At 66.1% G+C, this 17,760-nt stretch carries 14 protein-coding genes; 5 read left to right on the plus strand and 9 right to left on the minus strand.

All coding sequences use genetic code 11. From position 1 onward, the window contains the following. Nucleotides 1-72: 72 nt before the first annotated feature. The 7 genes from BFD71_RS30735 to BFD71_RS30765 form a co-directional block, all read right to left on the minus strand. Nucleotides 73-1,071: an NADP-dependent oxidoreductase gene (locus BFD71_RS30735; RefSeq protein ID WP_069268079.1), complete on the minus strand. Its 999-nt coding sequence runs from the start codon at nucleotides 1,069-1,071 to the stop codon at nucleotides 73-75. A gap of 110 nt (nucleotides 1,072-1,181) precedes the next feature. Further along, nucleotides 1,182-1,709, minus strand: coding sequence for a PaaI family thioesterase (locus BFD71_RS30740; RefSeq protein WP_083245560.1), 528 nt, complete (start codon nucleotides 1,707-1,709; stop codon nucleotides 1,182-1,184). A gap of 8 nt (nucleotides 1,710-1,717) precedes the next feature. Next, nucleotides 1,718-2,020 (minus strand): Dabb family protein, encoded by a 303-nt coding sequence (locus tag BFD71_RS30745; RefSeq protein ID WP_069268127.1) that lies wholly within the window; start codon nucleotides 2,018-2,020, stop codon nucleotides 1,718-1,720. 176 nt (nucleotides 2,021-2,196) lie between these two features. After that, complete coding sequence (locus BFD71_RS30750; protein ID WP_069268080.1) at nucleotides 2,197-3,375, minus strand: acetyl-CoA C-acyltransferase; 1,179 nt, start codon at nucleotides 3,373-3,375, stop codon at nucleotides 2,197-2,199. Between the two features lie 53 nt (nucleotides 3,376-3,428). Further along, nucleotides 3,429-4,064: a bifunctional nicotinamidase/pyrazinamidase gene (gene pncA, locus BFD71_RS30755; protein ID WP_069268081.1), complete on the minus strand. Its 636-nt coding sequence runs from the start codon at nucleotides 4,062-4,064 to the stop codon at nucleotides 3,429-3,431. A 46-nt stretch (nucleotides 4,065-4,110) separates the two neighbouring features. Next, nucleotides 4,111-6,192 carry a 3-hydroxyacyl-CoA dehydrogenase NAD-binding domain-containing protein gene (locus BFD71_RS30760; protein ID WP_069268082.1) on the minus strand — a complete coding sequence of 694 codons (2,082 nt, stop codon included), beginning with the start codon at nucleotides 6,190-6,192 and terminating at the stop codon, nucleotides 4,111-4,113. A gap of 243 nt (nucleotides 6,193-6,435) precedes the next feature. Continuing rightward, nucleotides 6,436-8,124 (minus strand): 3-(methylthio)propionyl-CoA ligase, encoded by a 1,689-nt coding sequence (locus BFD71_RS30765; RefSeq protein ID WP_069268083.1) that lies wholly within the window; start codon nucleotides 8,122-8,124, stop codon nucleotides 6,436-6,438. Nucleotides 8,125-8,267: 143 nt separating this feature from the next. Between BFD71_RS30765 and BFD71_RS30770 the strand changes: the two genes are divergently transcribed. The 5 genes from BFD71_RS30770 (at nucleotide 8,268) to BFD71_RS30790 (ending at nucleotide 12,116) form a co-directional block, all read left to right on the plus strand. Next, entirely contained in the window at nucleotides 8,268-9,866 is a 1,599-nt protein-coding gene (locus tag BFD71_RS30770) for a protein adenylyltransferase SelO (RefSeq protein ID WP_069268084.1), read from the plus strand. Between the two features lie 50 nt (nucleotides 9,867-9,916). Then, entirely contained in the window at nucleotides 9,917-10,336 is a 420-nt protein-coding gene (gene msrB / locus BFD71_RS30775; RefSeq protein WP_069268085.1) for a peptide-methionine (R)-S-oxide reductase MsrB, read from the plus strand. A 101-nt stretch (nucleotides 10,337-10,437) separates the two neighbouring features. Beyond that, entirely contained in the window at nucleotides 10,438-10,971 is a 534-nt protein-coding gene (locus BFD71_RS30780) for a septation protein A (protein ID WP_069268086.1), read from the plus strand. Next, the gene (locus tag BFD71_RS30785) at nucleotides 10,968-11,276 is read left to right on the plus strand and encodes a BolA family protein (RefSeq protein ID WP_069268087.1); all 309 of its coding nucleotides are present in this window, start codon (nucleotides 10,968-10,970) and stop codon (nucleotides 11,274-11,276) included. The genes BFD71_RS30780 and BFD71_RS30785 overlap by 4 nt, the downstream gene beginning before the upstream one ends. Before the next feature lie 60 nt (nucleotides 11,277-11,336). Beyond that, nucleotides 11,337-12,116 carry a peptidylprolyl isomerase gene (locus tag BFD71_RS30790; protein WP_069268088.1) on the plus strand — a complete coding sequence of 260 codons (780 nt, stop codon included), beginning with the start codon at nucleotides 11,337-11,339 and terminating at the stop codon, nucleotides 12,114-12,116. Nucleotides 12,117-12,186: 70 nt separating this feature from the next. Here the strand turns inward: BFD71_RS30790 and BFD71_RS30795 are convergent, their stop codons facing one another. Then, nucleotides 12,187-13,302, minus strand: coding sequence for a Fic family protein (locus BFD71_RS30795; RefSeq protein WP_069268089.1), 1,116 nt, complete (start codon nucleotides 13,300-13,302; stop codon nucleotides 12,187-12,189). A gap of 222 nt (nucleotides 13,303-13,524) precedes the next feature. Further along, nucleotides 13,525-17,601 (minus strand): phosphoribosylformylglycinamidine synthase, encoded by a 4,077-nt coding sequence (purL, locus tag BFD71_RS30800; protein WP_069268090.1) that lies wholly within the window; start codon nucleotides 17,599-17,601, stop codon nucleotides 13,525-13,527. Nucleotides 17,602-17,760: the final 159 nt, after the last annotated feature.

Genomic DNA, 17,760 nt, shown 5'->3' on the forward strand with positions numbered 1-17,760 from the left:
AGGTTGCGGTGAACACTGCGCACGGAAAAGCGAAGCGCCCCTTCCCGGGCGCTTGCGCTCACACTCAGATAGTTAGATCAACTTGACGAGCTGCTTGCCGAAGTTGTGGCCTTTGAGCATGCCGAGGAACGCGCCGGGCGCGTTCTCGAGCCCCTCGGCCACGGTCTCACGATACGCGAGCTGCTGCTTCGCGACCAGCGTACCCAGTTCAGCGAGCGCCTGCGGCCACACTTCCATGTGCTCGCTCACGATGAAGCCCTGCGCAAGCAGGCGCTGCGTGAGCAGCAGTTGCGGATACTTGAGCGGCATCGGCTCGCCGTCGTAGCCGGCGATCATCCCGCACAGCGCGATGCGGCCGAACGCGTTCATGCGCGCGAGCGTAGCGTCGAGCACCGCGCCGCCGACGTTCTCGAAGTAGCCGTCCACGCCGTCCGGCGTCGCGGCCTTGAGATCCTGATAGAGATTGCCGGCCTTGTAGTCGACGCATGCGTCGAAGCCGAGCGTCTCCACGACATAGCGGCATTTGTCCGCGCCGCCCGCGATACCCACTGCGCGGCAGCCCGCGCGCTTCGCAAGCTGGCCGACCACGCTGCCCACCGCGCCGCTCGCCGCGCTCACGACGACGGTTTGCCCCGCCTTCGGCTCGATGATGCGATTCAGGCCGTACCACGCGGTGACGCCCGGCATGCCGACCGGCCCGAGGTACGCGGAAAGCGGCACATGCGTCGTATCGACGACATGCAGGTCACTGCCGTTCGAGGTGCCGAACTCCTGCCAGCCGAACATGCCCACGACCTTGTCGCCGACCTTGAACTTCGGGTTGCGCGATTCGACCACCTCGCCCACCGTGCCGCCGATCATCACCGAGTCGAGCGGCTGCGGCGCTGCGTACGACTTACTGTCGTTCATGCGCCCGCGCATGTACGGATCGAGCGAGAGATAGTGGTTGCGCACGCGCAGCTGGCCCTCTTCGAGCGGTGCGAGCGGCGTTTTGACGAGGCGGAAGTTATCGACGCTCGCGGCGCCTTCCGGGCGCGAAGCGAGCAGGATCTGGCGATTGGTCTGGGTCATGGCATCCGTGTTGCTTCGTTGGGCGCGGCGAGGCGTTGCACGCCTGCCGCGCGAGAGAACAGCACCCGGGTGCGCACGAGCAAAGCCCTCGCACGCGCCCGATTGCGCGTTTAACCGTCGCTCGGCCCCGGCCGCGCGCTGGGGTCGCTGCGCAGACGCTGACGCGTCACGTCACGGCCCACCGCAAGCCGGCGCATGTACTTGAAGGTGCCGAGCGCCTTGGCGACGAAATGGCCTTCGCTGTCGCGAATCTCGCCTTCGCAATAGGCCATGGTAGTGGAACGGTGCAGCACGCGGCCGGTGGCGCGCAATTCGCCGCGCCCCGGCTGCATGAAGTTCACTTTCATTTCGACGGTGACGACGCCCACGCCGTCGGCGGCGACGCTGCGCGCGGCCATGGCGAGCGCGATGTCGGCGAGCGTCATCGTGACGCCGCCGTGCGCGACGTCCCATGTATTCAGATGCCGCTCGGCGAGCGGCAGCACGACTTCGCTCGCGCCGTCACGCGCGCTCACGAGTTGCGCGCCGAGGTGCTCGACGAAGGGACTCTCGATGATCGTGAGCGATGGTTGCGGTTCTTGAGCGTCTTCGCTTTTTGGCGCGCCGCCGCCCTGCGATTGATCTGCGGTACCGGTCATGATGCGCGTTAGACCACGTAATCCACGCACTGACGCGACTCGACCACGAGCTTCGCGAACTGCTTCACGACGAGATGCTCGGGGTGGTCCTGATAGCCGTCGAGCGCGGCCTGGTCGGCGAAGTCGGAGACGAGCACGAGGTCGAATGTGGAAGCGAGGCCCGGCTCGGCCACACCGACTTCGAGGTGCAGCGTGCCCGGCACGAGATCGCGGCAGCCTTCGAGCAGCGCCTTGAACTTCACGACGTTCTCGGCGCGCGTCGCGCCTTCGGCCGACTCCTTGAGCTTCCACATCACGATATGACGAATCACGAACTCACCTCTTTCAGTCTGCATGGGAACAGGCGCCGCACCGTGCGCGCGCCGATAGCCGTCATGATACCCGCAGCGGCACGGGTGCGAGAGCGGCTCGGCACGCGGAAAGCCGCGGGAAAGCGGTGGTGTGGCCGAGGCGGCGGCAGACTCTCGCGAGTCCGCCGCACCGTGCATCACACGACCTCGAAGAGGCCGGCAGCGCCCTGCCCGCCGCCGATGCACATCGTCACCACGACGAACTTCGCGCCGCGGCGCTTGCCTTCGATGAGCGCGTGGCCCGTGAGGCGCGCGCCCGATACGCCATACGGGTGACCGACGGCAATTGCGCCGCCGTTCACGTTCAGACGGTCGGCGGGAATGCCGAGCTTGTCGCGGCAGTACAGCACCTGCACTGCGAACGCTTCGTTCAGTTCCCACAGGCCGATGTCCTCGACCTTCAGTCCCGTCTGCTTGAGCAGCTTGGGCACGGCGAACACGGGACCGATGCCCATCTCGTCCGGTTCGCAGCCCGCCACGGCGAAGCCGCGGAAAATGCCGAGCGGCTGCAGGCCTTCGCGTTCCGCGACTTTCGCGTTCATCACGACGCAGGCGCTCGCACCGTCCGAGAACTGGCTCGCGTTGCCGGCCGTAATAACGCCGCCCGGCATCGCCGTGCGGATCTTCGCAACGCCCTCGAGCGTGGTGTCGGCGCGAATGCCTTCGTCGGCGGCGATCGTCACTTCCTTCGTGACGAGCTGCCCCGTGGCCTTGTCGGCGACACCGGCGAGGACCGTCATCGGCACGATTTCGTCGTTGAAGAGACCGGCTGCCTGCGCGGCCGCCGCGCGCAGCTGCGACTGCACGCCGTACTCGTCCTGGCGATCCTTCGAGATTTCATAGCGCTTCGCGACGTTCTCGGCCGTTTGCAGCATGCTCCAGTAGATTTCGGGCTTGTGCTGGTTGAGCCAGCCTTCGGCCACCATGTGGCGGTTCATCTCGTTCTGCACGCACGAGATCGATTCCACACCGCCCGCGACGAACACGTCGCCCTCGCCCACGATCACGCGTTGCGCGGCAAGCGCGATCGTCTGGAGTCCAGATGAACAGAAGCGGTTCACCGTCATGCCCGGCACGCTCACGGGCAGGCCCGCACGCAGCGCGATCTGGCGCGCGATATTCGCGCCCGTGGCGCCCTCGGGGTTCGCGCAGCCCATGATCACGTCTTCCACGCGCGCGGGGTCGATCTTCGCGCGCTCGACGGCGGCTTGCGTCACGTGCCCGCCGAGCGTGGCGCCGTGCGTCATGTTGAAGGCGCCCTTCCAGGATTTGGCGAGGCCCGTGCGGGCGGTCGATACGATTACGGCGTCAGTCATGCGATGTCTCCCACTACGAATATTGAATCCACAGGATGTCTTTGATTGGACGTTCAGGCGGACAGTGCCAGCACCTCGGCCGACTGCGCGCGCTTCACACCGGCCGCGAGCAACTGCTGCCACGCGGCGGCAAGCGAGCCGTTCAGGTCGATGGCGCGCGAGGCGTCTTCGATCAGCACGGTTTCGAAGCCGGCAGCGCGCGCGTCGAGCGCGGACCACGCCACGCAGTAGTCGGTCGCGAGGCCGCAGCAGTACACGCGCTTCACGCCTACGTCGCGCAGATAACCCGCGAGGCCCGTCGGCGTCTTGCGGTCGGCTTCGAGAAACGCGGAGTAGCTGTCCACGTCGGCGTGATGGCCCTTGCGGATCACCGCGCGCGCGTGCGGCACGTCCAGGTCGCGATGCAGCGCCGCGCCTTCGGTGCCCTGCACGCAATGCACGGGCCACAGCACTTGCTCGCCGTAGGGCAGCGCCGTCGTCTCGAACGGCGCGCGCCCCGCGTGGTTGGCCGCAAATGAAACGTGCTGCGCCGGGTGCCAGTCCTGCGTGAGCACCACGTGGCTGAAGCCCTGCGCGAGCCGGTTCGCGACCGGCACGACTTCATCGCCACGCGCGACAGCAAGCGCGCCGCCGGGCATGAAGTCGTATTGCAGGTCGATCAGCAGGAGCACGTCGTCTGCGCTTCTCATGATGTTCGTCCGCCTGCTCGTCCGCTTTTGCGTCCGTAAGTGATGCTTAGTTGAACGTACCGCCACTGGCAGCCAGTTCGACGATCGAAGGCGCGACTTCCCACGCCTCGCCATTGCGCTGCTGCGCATAGCGGCGAATCGCGCGCTCGACGTTGTAGAGGCCGACCGTGTCGGCGTACAGCATCGGGCCGCCGCGCCACAGCGGGAAGCCGTAGCCCGTGAGATAGACCATGTCGATGTCCGACGCCTTCGAAGCGATGCCCTCTTCGAGAATCTTCGCGCCTTCGTTGACGAGCGAGAACACGAGACGCTCGACGATTTCCTCGTCGCTGATCTTGCGGCGCTCAACACCGGCTTCCTTCGAGTACGCGACGATCATCTCGTCGACGAGTTTCGAAGGCAGCGCGTTGCGCTCGCCCGCCTTGTAGTCGTACCAGCCCGCGCCGGTCTTCTGCCCGAAGCGGCCGGTCTCGCACAGACGATCGGCGATCTTCGAGTACTTCATGTCCGGGTGTTCCTGATAGCGGCGCTTGCGAATGGCCCAGCCGATATCGTTGCCGGCCAGATCGCTCATGCGGAACGGGCCCATCGCGAAGCCGAACTTTTCGACTGCCCGGTCCACTTGCGCGGGCAGTGCGCCTTCTTCGAGCATGTAGAGCGCCTGACGCACGTACTGCTCGATCATGCGGTTGCCGATGAAGCCGTCGCACACGCCCGACACCACGGCCGTCTTGCGGATCTTCTTCGCGACCTGCATGACGGTGGCGAGCACGTCTTTGGCCGTTTCCTTGCCGCGCACGACTTCGAGCAGCTTCATCACGTTGGCAGGACTAAAGAAGTGCAGACCCACCACGTCCTGCGGACGCTTCGTGAACGCCGCGATCTTGTCGACGTCGAGCGTCGAAGTGTTCGAGGCGAGGATCGCGCCAGCCTTGGCGAATTCGTCGAGGCGCTTGAACACCTGCTCCTTCACGCCGAGTTCTTCGAATACTGCCTCAATGATGAGATCGGCTTGCTTGAGGTCGTCGTAGGAGAGCGTCGGGCTGATGAGCGCCATGCGCGCCTCCAGCTTCTCCTGCGTGAGCTTGCCCTTCTTGACCTGCGCTTCGTAGTTCTTGCGGATCGTGGCGAGGCCGCGATCGAGCGCTTCCTGCTTCGTTTCCAGCAGCGTGACCGGCACGCCCGCGTTGAGGAAGTTCATCGTGATGCCGCCGCCCATCGTGCCCGCTCCGATCACGGCCACCTTCTGGAAGTCGCGCGTGGGCGTGCTCGACGGCACGTCGGGAATCTTGCTCGCGGCACGCTCGCCGAAGAACGCGTGGCGCAGCGCGCGGCTTTCCGGCGTCTGCACGAGTTCGAGGAAGCATTCGCGCTCAAAGGCGAGGCCCTTTTCGAAGCCCTGCTTCACACCCGCAGCAATGGCGTCGACGCACTTCACCGGCGCGGGATAGTTCTTCGCCATCGCGCCCACGGTGTTGCGCGAGAACTGCAGGAAGCCTTCGGCGTTCGCGTGTTCGATCTTGCGGTTGCGCACGAGCGGATGCGGGCCCGGCTTGTCGGCCGCCTTGCGCGCGAATGCGATTGCCTCTTCGAGCAGATCGCCTTGCGCCATGGCGTCGAAGAGCCCCGAATTCGCGAGCTTTTCGCTCATCACAGGCGCGCCCGTGACGATCATGTTGAGCGCGGCTTCCAGGCCGATCGCACGCGGCAGACGCTGCGTGCCGCCCGCGCCCGGCAGAATGCCGAGCTTCACCTCGGGCAGCGCGATCTGCGCGCCGGGAGCAGCGATACGGTAGTGCGCGCCGAGCGCGAGTTCGAGACCGCCGCCCATGGCCACGCTATGGATCGCGGCCACGACCGGCTTCGCGCTCTTTTCGACTTCCTTGATGACCGTGTGGAGCGTGGGCTCCTGCATCGCCTTGGGCGTGTTGAATTCGGTGATGTCCGCGCCGCCCGAGAACGCCTTGCCGGCGCCCGTGATCACGATGGCCGCAACGGCCGGATCGCTAGCGGCGCGCGCGAGGCCCTCGACAATGCCTGCGCGGGTCGAATGCCCGAGGCCATTGACGGGCGGATTATTGAGCGTGATGACGGCGACGCCGTCGCGAGTCGTGTAGTCCACTGCCATTTGCCTGCCTCCATGCTTGCGGGCCGCGATGTGCGTCGTCGGTTTCATTGTCCGACATTCCCGGTCAGCAGGCAGAATACCCAAAAAAGAACGTTCGTTCAATTTTTTGCTGCGCTGCGGACGCCAGGGTTTGTACTGAACCCACGAATCTGGCGGGTTGACCGGTAAAGTCGGAAGAAAAAAACGCAGCCAGATGGCTGCGCCGGAGAACCTTGCGCGGCTGCGCGGGCGGCTCGGGGTGGCTTATCCGCGCTTCGCGGCGTCTTGCGCCGGGTCGAGCGGACAGCCCTCCACGGCCAACGCAGTCGGTAGCACATAGGCGCGGAACTGCTCGCGCAGCTTGAGCTTTTGCAGCTTGCCCGTTGCCGTGTGCGGCAATTCGTCGACGAAGACGGCGTCGTCGGGCAGCCACCATTTCGCGACCTTGCCTTCGAAGTGCGCGAGCAGCTCTTCACGCGTCACCGCGGCGCCAGGCTTCTTCACCGCGACGATGAGCGGCCGCTCGGTCCAGCGCGGATGCGCGCAGGCAATGCACGCGGCCTCCGCGATGGCCGGATGCGCCACGGCGATGTTTTCCAGGTCGATCGAGCTGATCCACTCGCCGCCCGACTTGATCACGTCCTTGCTGCGGTCGGTGATGTGCAGGAAGCCGTCGGAGTCGATCGTGGCGACGTCGCCCGTGGGGAACCAGCCGTCCACGAGCGGCGAGCCGCTTTCCTGGCGGAAATAACGATCGATCACCCACGGCCCGCGCACGTGCAGGTCGCCGAACGTCACGCCATCCCACGGCAATTCCCGCCCGTCTTCGCCCACGATCTTCATGTCCACGCCGAAAATCACGCGCCCCTGCTTTTCGAGCAGCGCCTGCTGCGCTTCGCGCGGGCGCTCCGACTGCTCCCAGTTGAGCCTCGAGAGCGTGCCGAGAGGCGACATCTCCGTCATGCCCCACGCGTGGATGGTCTGCACGCCGTAGTCGTCCTCGAAGGCGCGCTGGATCGCCGGCGGGCAGGCCGAGCCGCCGACCACCGTGCGCTGCAGCTTGGTAAAACGCACGCCCGCTGCGCGCACATACGCCAGCAAGCCGAGCCAGACGGTGGGCACGCCGGCCGAGGCGGTGACGCCTTCCGCTTCCATGAGTTCATAGAGCGACTTGCCGTCGAGATCCTTGCCGGGCATCACGAGCTTCGCACCCGTGAGCGGCGCCGCATGCGGAATGCCCCATGCGTTCACATGGAACATCGGCACGACCGGCAGGATCGCATCGCGCGCGCAAAGCCCCATGGCGTCGGGCAGCGACGCGCCATAGGCATGCAGCACCGACGAGCGATGCGTGTACAGCGCGCCTTTCGGGTTGCCCGTGGTGCCGGACGTGTAGCAAAGGTTCGAGGCGCTGCGCTCGTCGAGTTCGGGCCACGCGAAGTGGCCGTCCTGCGCGGCGAGCAGCGTTTCGTAGCAGAGCACTTCCGTGCGCATTGCCGGCCGGTGCGACTCGTCGCACAACGCGATCCAGCCGCGCACGCTCGGGCATTGCGGCGCGAGCGTGTCGACGAGCGCGGCAAACGTGATGTCGAACAGCACGTAGCGGTCTTCGGCGTGATTGACGATCCACGCGATCTGCTCGGGAAAGAGCCGCGGATTGATGGTGTGGCACACGGCGCCGAATCCGGTCACACCGAAATAGGCTTCGAGGTGCCGGTAGCCGTTCCAGGCCAGCGTGCCGACGCGCTCGCCCGGCGCCACGCCCAGCGCAATGAGCGCCTGGGCAAGCTGCTTCGAGCGCACCTCGCATTCGCGGTAGGTGTAGCGGTGAATATCGCCCTCGATGCGGCGCGAGACGATCTGCGCGTTGCCATGGTGGCGCGCCGCATGCGCAATCAACGACGGGAGCGTGAGCGGCACATCCATCATCTGTCCCAGCAGCGGCGCAGTCATCGGTGGCGGTCTCCTCGCGTTTGATCGGCTTTGTCTGGCGTTGTCTTTGGCGCATCGGGCTGGCTCGCCGGCAAGCTTCGAACGTGCCCCAGCACGCCGGCGGGTGCGGACTTACAATATCGACTATTCAACAGGCCCTCAATATGTCGTTTTCACCAGGCACTCCCGACTCCCAAGGCGGCTCGTCCGCTACGCACCCGCCCGCCACCGGTCCGCTCGCCGACTTCGAACGCGCACTGATCGTGCCGCGCGACGACGCCTTCGCCGCGCTCGGCGCACGCTTTTTCACGCGGCTGCCCGGCGCGCCGCTGCCTGCGCCTTACGTTGTCGGCTTCTCGCAGGCCATGGCCGCGCAACTCGGGCTCGATCCGTCCGCCGTTGCCGACCCCGCGTTCGCCGGGTTCTTTAGCGGAAATTTCACGCGCGAGCGCTCGCCTTCGGCCATGTCTTACGCAACGGTCTACTCCGGCCACCAGTTCGGCGTATGGGCGGGCCAACTCGGCGACGGCCGCGCCCTCACGCTCGGCGAGGTCGAGCACGAGGGCAGGCGCAACGAGATCCAGCTCAAAGGCGCGGGCCGCACGCCCTACTCGCGCATGGGCGACGGCCGCGCGGTGCTGCGCTCGTCGATCCGCGAATTCCTGTGCTCGGAGGCCATGCATCATCTCGGCATTCCGACCACGCGCGCCCTCACGGTGACCGGCTCCGACCAGCCCGTGCGCCGCGAAGAAATGGAGACGGCCGCGGTCGTCACGCGCGTGTCGCCGAGCTTCGTGCGCTTCGGCCACTTCGAGCACTTCTATTCCCACGACGACGTGGACGCGCTGCGCGCGCTCGCCGACCACGTGATTGCGCGCTTCTATCCGCAACTGCGCGAAGCCGACGACCCGTACCTCGCCCTGCTCGACGAGGCGGTGCGCACCACGGCAGCGCTGATGGTCGAGTGGCAGGCCGTGGGCTTCTGCCATGGCGTGATGAATACCGACAACATGTCGATCCTCGGCCTCACGATCGATTACGGTCCGTTCGGCTTCATGGACGGCTTCGACGCCAACCACATCTGCAATCATTCGGATTCGCAGGGCCGCTACGCGTATCGCATGCAGCCGCAGATCGCGTACTGGAATCTCTTTTGCCTCGCGCAGGCGCTCGTGCCGCTGTTCGGCGCGCACTACGACATCGCCGACGAAAAGAAGCGCGGCGAGCGCGTGGTAGCCGACGCGCAAGGCGTGCTCGAACGCTTCAAGGGGCACTTCGCGCCTGCGCTCGAAGCGCGCATGCGCGCGAAGCTCGGCCTCGAACACGAGCGCGAAGGCGACGACGCGCTCGCGAACAAGCTGTTCGAAATCATGCATGCCAACCGTGCCGATTTCACGCTCACGTATCGCCATCTCGCGCGCGTCTCGAAGCATGACGCGAGTGGCGACACGCCGGTGCGCGATCTCTTTCTCGATCGCGCCGCCTTCGACGCGTGGGCTGCCGACTACCGCGCGCGCCTCGCGCACGAAACACGCGACGACGCTGCGCGCGCCGAGGCGATGAACCGCACGAATCCGAAATACGTGCTGCGCAATCACCTCGCGCAAACGGCGATCGAGCGCGCTGCACAGAAGGACTTCAGCGAAGTCGAGCGGCTCGCCAGGGTGCTCGAGCGACCATTCGACGAGCAGCCCGAAAACGCGTCGTACGCAGGGCTGCCGCCCGACTGGGCGAGTTCGCTCGAAGTCAGTTGCTCTTCGTGAGCGCGCCCCCATCTACGTGATCCTTGTTTCCCACCCGACAGGAACCCGACATGAGCCAGGACGACCACAACTCCCCCTCCTACCCCGGCTACCAGTCCGACGAGCAATGGCGCGAGCAGCTCGACGAAGGCCAGTATCAGGTCACGCGCCATGCGGCCACGGAGCGCGCCTTCACGGGCAAATACTGGGATCATTTCGATCGCGGTGTGTATGACTGTGTGTGTTGCGGCACGCCGCTCTTCGAGTCCGACACGAAATTCGACGCGGGTTGCGGCTGGCCGAGCTACTTCCGCCCGATCAACGGCGAGGTGATCGAAGAGAAAACCGACCGCACGCACGGCATGCTTCGCATCGAGGTGCGCTGCAAGAACTGCGGCGCGCACCTCGGCCACGTGTTCGAGGATGGTCCGGCCCCGACGGGCCTTCGGTATTGCATCAATTCGGCTGCGCTACAATTCGAGCCCAAGTGACGTTGCCAAGGCAGCCTCGCGCCCCGCGCGGGGCCCAATGCGGCCTTGACAACTTCGTGCCCTCTTTTGCCGGGCTCAATTCGTCAACTCTCAGGCCGATAATGAAATTCCTGTTTGATCTGTTCCCGATCATCCTCTTTTTCGTCGCCTTCAAGCTGTGGGGCATCTTCACGGCTACGGCCGTGGCGATTGGAGCTACGCTCGTGCAGATCGCTTGGGTCGCGTTCCGTCACCGCAAGGTCGACCCGATGCTGTGGCTTTCGCTGGGCATCGTCGTCGTGTTCGGCGGCGCCACGCTAATGCTGCACGACGAAACCTTCATCAAGTGGAAACCCACCGTGCTCTACTGGGCGTTCTCGGTCGTGCTGCTCGTCTCGCAGATGGCCTTCGGCAAGAACCTCATCGAAGCGATGATGGGCAAGCAGATCACCCTGCCGCCGCGCATCTGGACGCAACTGAACTTCGTCTGGTCGATCTTCTTCGCGCTGCTCGGCATTCTCAATCTCTTCGTGGCATTCCACTTCTCCACCGACGCGTGGGTCGACTTCAAGCTGTTCGGCGCGACCGGCATTCTCGTGGTGTTCATCGTCGGCCAGAGCCTGTGGCTTTCGCGTTACATGAAGGAAGAAGAATGAACGACGTCTTTCTCAACGCCAGCCCCGCCGAGCGCATGGCGCTCATCGAAACGCGCCTGACCGCGGCGCTCACCCCGGTTTCGATCGACGTACGCGACGACAGCGCGCAGCATGCCGGACACGCGGGCGCCGCTGCCGGCGGTCACTATCATGTCACGATCGTTGCGGGCGCATTCGCGGGGAAAGCCCGCGTGGCAAGGCATCGCATGGTGTATGATGCGCTGGCCGAGGCCATGCAGCGCGGCATCCACGCTCTCGCGATCACGGCGCTCACGCCCGAAGAAGCCGCGGCGCTGCCCCGCTAGCCCACGTTAGATTTCGACTTTTTTGTTCGCCATTTTGGTTCGCCCCGTTAGGACTTTCCGATGACCTTGAAGAAGACCCATCTCTGGGTGTTGCTGGCTGCCTGCGCGGCGGCTCCCGCCTTTGCGCAGAACATCGCCGTCGTGAACGGCACGCCGATTCCCAAAGCGCGCGCCGATGCGCTGGTCCAGCAGCTTGTCCAACAAGGCCAGCAGGATTCGCCGCAACTGCAAATGGCGGTGCGCGAGGAGCTCGTGAACCGCGAAATCCTCATGCAGGAAGCCATTCGCGAGGGCATTCCGAACAACCCGGACGTGAAGGCGCAAATCGCCGTGGCCCAGCAGACCGTCGTGCTGCGCGCGCTGATTCAGAACTTCGTGAAGAACAACCAGCCGACCGACGCCGAAGTCAAGGCGCGCTACGACCAGTTGACCAAGGATGCGGGCGGCAGCGAATACCATCTGCACCACATCCTCGTGGACAACGAGCAGCAGGCCAAGGACCTGATCGCGAAGATCAAGGCCGGCGCCAGCTTCGAAGACCTCGCGAAGCAGTACTCGAAGGACCCGGGCTCGGCCAAGAACGGCGGCGACCTCGACTGGTCCGATCCGAAGGCCTATGTGCCGGAATTCGCGGCTGCGGCCACGCATCTGCAGAAAGGCCAGATGACCGATACGCCGGTGCACACGCAGTTCGGCTGGCACATCATCCGCGTGGACGACATCCGCCCGGTCACGCCGCCGCCGCTCGAGCAGGTGCGCCCGCAGATCGTCCAGCAGATCCAGCAGGAAAAGCTGCAGGCGTTCGAAGAGAATCTGCGCAAGCAGGCGAAGATTCAGTAAGGCTGCACGCGGCTCCAAGTACTGCAAAAAACCCCGCGACCTTCGAAGGCGCGGGGTTTTTGTTTGCGGACTACGCGTTGAGCTCGTAGCTCGTGCTGCGCCCGCCACCCTCCGTCTTGCGCAACACGCCACGCGCCACCAGGTCGTTGATGTCACGCAAGGCCGTATCGGACGAGCATTTGGCAATAGCCGCCCACTTGCCGCTCGTGAGCTTGCCGTCGAAGCCGTCGAGCAAGCGGTTCAGGAGCTTGACCTGGCGCTCGTTGAAGGGCGTCGTGGCCCACTCGCGCCAGAAGCGCGCCTTGGCGAGCACCGCGTCCAGCGTAATTTGCGCCTGATCGACCGCGCGATGCAGCGCGTCGAAGAACCAGGCGAGCCAGAGCGTGACATCCATCGAGCCGCGCTGCGTGCGCTCCAGAATGTCGTAATACCCTTTGCGCTCCCGCTGGATCTGCGCGGAGAGGCTGTAAAAGCGCTGCGCACTGCCGTCTGCGCGCGCGAGCAGCAGGTCGCCGATGGCTCTTGCCACGCGGCCATTGCCGTCGTCGAACGGGTGCAGCGTGACGAACCACAAGTGGCCGAGGGCCGCCTTGATCAACGGCGGCTCTTGCGGCGGGCCGTTGAGCCAGTCGAGAAAGCGCTGCGTTTGGGCTTCCAGCCGGTTCGCGGGCGGCGCCTCGAAATGCACGCGTTGACGGCCGATCGGCCCCGAGATCACCTGCATGGGCCCGCTCGCATCGTCGCGCCATGCCCCGACGTTGATGCGCGACAGGCCCGCGTAGCCCGTGGGAAATAGCGCGGCGTGCCAGCCGAACAGGCGCTCGCGCGTAACCGGCGCGCGGCTGTTGGTGGTCGCGTCGAGCACCATCTCCACCACGCCTTCCACGTGGCGGTCCACCGGCGCGAGCGCCCCGATGTCCACGCCCATGCGACGCGCGATGGACGAACGCACGGAGGCGACGTCGAGCTGCTCGCCCTCGATCTCGCTGGTCTTGAGCACGTCCTCCGTCAGGGCCGCGAGGCTCGCCTGATCGCGCAGCGCGAGTCCCACATCGGCCAGTCTGCCCACCAACAGGCCCTGGGCGCGGCTGACCTCGGCCATGGGCTCGGCGAGCGCCGCCAGATCGAAGCGCCATTGAGGCCAGTCGCCCGCTTCCCAGATGTAGGTGTATTCGCCGCTATTCATGCGGCGATTATGAGACGTATTCGCCGCACGCGCAAGCCAATCACCGCAAAATGTGCGGCGATTAATGTCGATTTTCGCCGCAAGGTCCCGCCGGCCAACGCTCAAAAAGCACAAACCCCGGTCCGCACTCGCAATCGAGGCAGGACCGGGGTTTTCCGCCGGGGCGAGTTGTCCTGCTCCGGCGTCAACCGTCCGCGAAGTTCGCGTGGTTCGCGAGGCGCATTAGCCCACCCACTTGCGCGCGTTCTGGAACGCACGCATCCACGGGCTCGCCTCGCCCCAGGCTTCGGGGTGCCAGCTCATCGTCACCGTGCGCTGCACGCGCTCCGTGTGCGGCATCAGCACCGTGAAGCGGCCGTCGGGCGTCGTGACCGACGTGATGCCTTGCGGCGAGCCGTTCGGATTGAACGGGTAGGCCTCGGTTGCCTGGGCGCGATGGTCGACGTAGCGCATCGCCACCGCGACCTTCGCGATGTCGCCCTGCTGCGAGAAGTCCGCGAAACCTTCGCCGTGCGCGACCGCCACGGGAATGCGCGAGCCTTCCATGCCGTTGAAGAAGATCGACGGCGAGCCCTGCACTTCCACCAGCGAGAAGCGCGCTTCGAACTGCTCCGACTTGTTGCGCGTGAACTTCGGCCAGGCTTCGGCGCCCGGGATCATCGAGGCGAGGCTCGACATCATCTGGCAGCCGTTGCAGATGCCGAGCGCGAACGTGTCCTGACGGGCGAAGAAGGCCGCGAACATGTCCGCGAGCTTCGCGTTGAAGCGGATCGTCTTGGCCCAGCCTTCGCCCGCGCCCAGCACGTCGCCGTACGAGAAGCCGCCGCAGGCCACCGCACCCGCGAAGTCGGCGAGCGTGGCGCGGCCTTCGAGCAGGTCGCTCATGTGGACGTCGTGCGCGTCGAAACCGGCGCGGTCGAACGCGTAAGCGGTTTCGAGGTGCGAGTTCACGCCCTGCTCGCGCAGGATCGCCACACGCGGACGCGCACCCTTGCCGATGAACGGCGCGGCGACGTCCTCGGCCGGATCGAACGTGAGATGCGGCTGCATGCCTGGATCGGCGGCGTCGAGGAGCGCGTCGTATTCGGAATCGGCGCACGCGGGATTGTCGCGCAGACGCGCAATACGCCAGCTCACTTCGCTCCACACGCGTTGCAGCTCCGCACGCGGCGCTTCGTAGATGCGCTTCGCGTCACGGTAGATTTCGATCGAGTCGCGATTGTTCAGCGTGCCGATCACGTGCGAGCACACCGAGAGGCCATGCTGACGCAGCACGCCCATCACGACGTCGCGCTGCTGTGCCGGCACCTGGATCACGGCGCCCAGTTCTTCGGAGAAGAGCGCGCGCAGCGTGCGGTCTTCGCGGCGGCCGCTCGTTTGCTTCGCCCAGTCCTTGGCGTCGCCGTAGTCGGACTCGTGCTCGCTGTCGAGCGCGAGCATGTCCACGTTCAGCGACACGCCCGTGTGACCCGCGAAGGCCATTTCGCAGACCGTCGCCCACAGGCCGCCGTCCGAGCGGTCGTGGTACGCGAGCAGTTGCTCGTTCGCGTTCAGTTGCTGGATGGCCGTGAAGAACTGCTTGAGGTCTTCGGCGCTGTCCACGTCGGGCACCGCGTCGCCGACCTGCTGCGTGACCTGCGCGAAGATGCTGCCGCCCATGCGGTTCTTGCCGCGGCCCAGATCGATCGCGATCAGCACCGACTCGCCCGCCTCGTCGACGCGGCGCAGTTGCGGCGTGAGGTGGCGGCGCACGTCGTCGACCGGCGCGAACGCCGAGATGATGAGCGATACCGGCGCGACCACTTCCTTCGCCACGCCTGCTTCGTTCCACTTCGTGCGCATGGAAAGCGAATCCTTGCCCACCGGAATGCCGATGCCCAGCGCCGGGCACAGCTCCATGCCGATCGCCTTCACGGTGTCGTAGAGCGCCGCGTCCTCGCCCGGTGCGCCGCACGCGGCCATCCAGTTCGCGGAGAGCTTGAGCTTGTCGAGCGACAAAATGGGCGCGCTGGCGATGTTGGTGATCGCCTCGCCCACGGCCATGCGGCCCGATGCGGGCGCATCGATCACGGCGAGCGGCGTGCGCTCGGCCATCGTCATCGCTTCGCCCTTGTAGCCCGCGTAGTCGAGCGCGGTGATCGCGCAGTCGGCCACCGGCACCTGCCACGGGCCGACCATCTGGTCGCGCACCGTCGTGCCGCCCACCGAGCGGTCGCCGATGGTGATGAGGAACGACTTGCTGCCCACGGTCGGGTGGCGCAGCACGCTCTTCGCGACTTCGTCGAGCGAGACGCCCGTGACTTCGACCGGCGCGAGCGGCACGCTCGCGTGCTCGACGTTGCGGTGCATACGCGGTGGCTTGCCGAGCAGGATGTCCATCGGCATGTCGACGGGCTGGTGGCCGCCGTTGGCCGCGAGCGCCTGCTCGTCGGTGTCGATGAGCTTCAGGTCGCGCGCGTCGGTCGCGACGCCCACGACGGCGAACGGGCAGCGCTCACGCTCGCAGATCGCCTGGAATTCGGCCAGATCGGCGGGCGCGATCGCGAGAACGTAGCGTTCCTGCGACTCGTTCGACCAGATTTCGCGCGGCGAAAGGCCCGACTCTTCTAGCTGCACCTTGCGCAGCTCGAAGCGCGCGCCCTTGTCGGCGCCGTCGACGAGTTCCGGGAAGGCGTTGGAAAGGCCGCCCGCGCCCACGTCGTGAATGCTCAGGATCGGGTTGCGTTCGCCCAGCTGCCAGCACGAATTGATGACTTCCTGCGCGCGACGCTCGATTTCCGGGTTGCCGCGCTGAACCGAGTCGAAGTCGAGTTCGGCGGTATTGGTGCCGGTGGCCATCGAGCTGGCCGCGCCGCCGCCCATGCCGATGCGCATGCCCGGGCCGCCGATCTGGATCAGCAGCGTGCCGGCCGGCAGGTCGTGCTTGTGCGTGTGCTGCGCGCTGATGTTGCCGAGGCCGCCCGCGATCATGATCGGCTTGTGATAGCCGCGCACGGTGCCCGCCACGTTCTGCTCGTAGGTACGGAAATAGCCGCCGAGGTTCGGCCGGCCGAATTCGTTGTTGAACGCGGCGCCGCCGAGCGGGCCGTCGATCATGATCTGCAGCGGCGAAGCGATGCGGTCCGGGCGGCCATAGGCGCCCTGCGTGTCGGCGGGGTTGCGCAGCGCGAGCGGCACGGCCGCGTCACGCGCGTCTTCCCATGCTTCGCGCGCGTCGGGCAGATCGAGGTTCGAAACCGTAAAGCCCGTGAGACCGGCCTTTGGACGCGCGCCGCGGCCCGTCGCGCCTTCGTCGCGGATTTCGCCGCCCGAGCCCGTCGCCGCGCCCGCGAACGGCGAGATCGCCGTGGGGTGGTTGTGCGTCTCCACCTTCATCAGCGTGTGCGTGAGTTCGGTGTGGCGGCCGTACTGTTCGCCGAGCGTGCCGTCGGCGTGGTTCTTGCGCGGGAACCAGCGCTCCGCGACCGCGCCTTCCATGATCGACGAGTTATCCGAGTAGGCAACGATCGTGCCCTGCGGGCTGATCTTCTCGGTGTTGCGGATCATCGCGAAAAGCGACATATCCTGATCCTGGCCGTCGATCGTCCAGCTCGCGTTGAAGATCTTGTGGCGGCAGTGCTCGCTGTTGGCCTGCGCGAACATCATCAGCTCGACGTCGGTCGGGTTGCGCTCGAGCTTCTTGAAGTTGTCGACGAGATAGTCGATTTCATCGTCGGCGAGCGCGAGGCCCAGTTCGCCGTTGGCCGTTTCCAGCGCCGCACGGCCGTGGCCGAGCACGTCGACCGTCTGCATCGGGCGGGCCGGCAGTTCATCGAACAGATGCAGTGCCGCGTCGCGCGAAGGCGCCACGCTTTCCGTCATGCGGTCGTGCAGCGCCGCGGCGACGGCGGCGTGCGCCTCTTCCGGGAGCGTCTTCTTGCCGCCGAGCAGGCCCGACTTGAGCACCACGGTGTATTCGACGCCGCGCTCGATGCGGCGCACCTGCTCGAGGCCGCAATGGTGCGCGATGTCCGTGGCCTTGCTCGCCCACGGCGACACCGTGCCGAAGCGCGGCACGACGAGGAACGTGAGCGCGCTGCCGCGCTCCTGCGGGGCCGCGAACGGCGCGCCGTAGTGCATCAGCGCGTCGATCTTCGCGCTGTCGTCGGCAGAGAGCGGCTCGGCCGAATTGACGAAGTGCAGATACTGGCCGTGCACGCCGACGATGTTGGCGTCGATACGCTGAAGCGTCTCGAGCAGGCGGGTCTGACGGAAGTCGGAAAGGGCCGAAGCGCCGGGGAAACACGAGAAGTGGGCCATGGACTGGGGCGTTGCGTCGAGGTTGCGTCAGAGTTGCGTCGCGGCTTCGCCTCGCGCGAAACACGTCGCAAGGTGGCGATGCGTCGCGCGGGGGATGGCGACGGTCAGGCGAAGGGAGACCGCGATTATAACCCGGAAGGCCTGTCCTGACCGCCCCGG

It is taken from the genome of Paraburkholderia nodosa (assembly GCF_001718195.1).
In the GTDB taxonomy this organism is placed as follows: Bacteria; Pseudomonadota; Gammaproteobacteria; order Burkholderiales; family Burkholderiaceae; genus Paraburkholderia; species Paraburkholderia nodosa_A.

Bases quoted from the DNA above. Each gene is read 5' to 3' on its own strand.
- BFD71_RS30735 (WP_069268079.1), bottom strand. From the start codon at position 1,071: ATGACCCAGACCAATCGCCAGATCCTGCTCGCTTCGCGCCCGGAAGGC.
- BFD71_RS30740 (WP_083245560.1), bottom strand. From the start codon at position 1,709: ATGACCGGTACCGCAGATCAATCGCAGGGCGGCGGCGCGCCAAAAAGC.
- BFD71_RS30750 (WP_069268080.1), bottom strand. From the start codon at position 3,375: ATGACTGACGCCGTAATCGTATCGACCGCCCGCACGGGCCTCGCCAAA.
- pncA (WP_069268081.1), bottom strand. From the start codon at position 4,064: ATGAGAAGCGCAGACGACGTGCTCCTGCTGATCGACCTGCAATACGAC.
- BFD71_RS30760 (WP_069268082.1), bottom strand. From the start codon at position 6,192: ATGGCAGTGGACTACACGACTCGCGACGGCGTCGCCGTCATCACGCTC.
- BFD71_RS30765 (WP_069268083.1), bottom strand. From the start codon at position 8,124: ATGACTGCGCCGCTGCTGGGACAGATGATGGATGTGCCGCTCACGCTC.
- BFD71_RS30770 (WP_069268084.1), top strand. From the start codon at position 8,268: ATGTCGTTTTCACCAGGCACTCCCGACTCCCAAGGCGGCTCGTCCGCT.
- msrB (WP_069268085.1), top strand. From the start codon at position 9,917: ATGAGCCAGGACGACCACAACTCCCCCTCCTACCCCGGCTACCAGTCC.
- BFD71_RS30780 (WP_069268086.1), top strand. From the start codon at position 10,438: ATGAAATTCCTGTTTGATCTGTTCCCGATCATCCTCTTTTTCGTCGCC.
- BFD71_RS30785 (WP_069268087.1), top strand. From the start codon at position 10,968: ATGAACGACGTCTTTCTCAACGCCAGCCCCGCCGAGCGCATGGCGCTC.
- BFD71_RS30790 (WP_069268088.1), top strand. From the start codon at position 11,337: ATGACCTTGAAGAAGACCCATCTCTGGGTGTTGCTGGCTGCCTGCGCG.
- BFD71_RS30795 (WP_069268089.1), bottom strand. From the start codon at position 13,302: ATGAATAGCGGCGAATACACCTACATCTGGGAAGCGGGCGACTGGCCT.
- purL (WP_069268090.1), bottom strand. From the start codon at position 17,601: ATGGCCCACTTCTCGTGTTTCCCCGGCGCTTCGGCCCTTTCCGACTTC.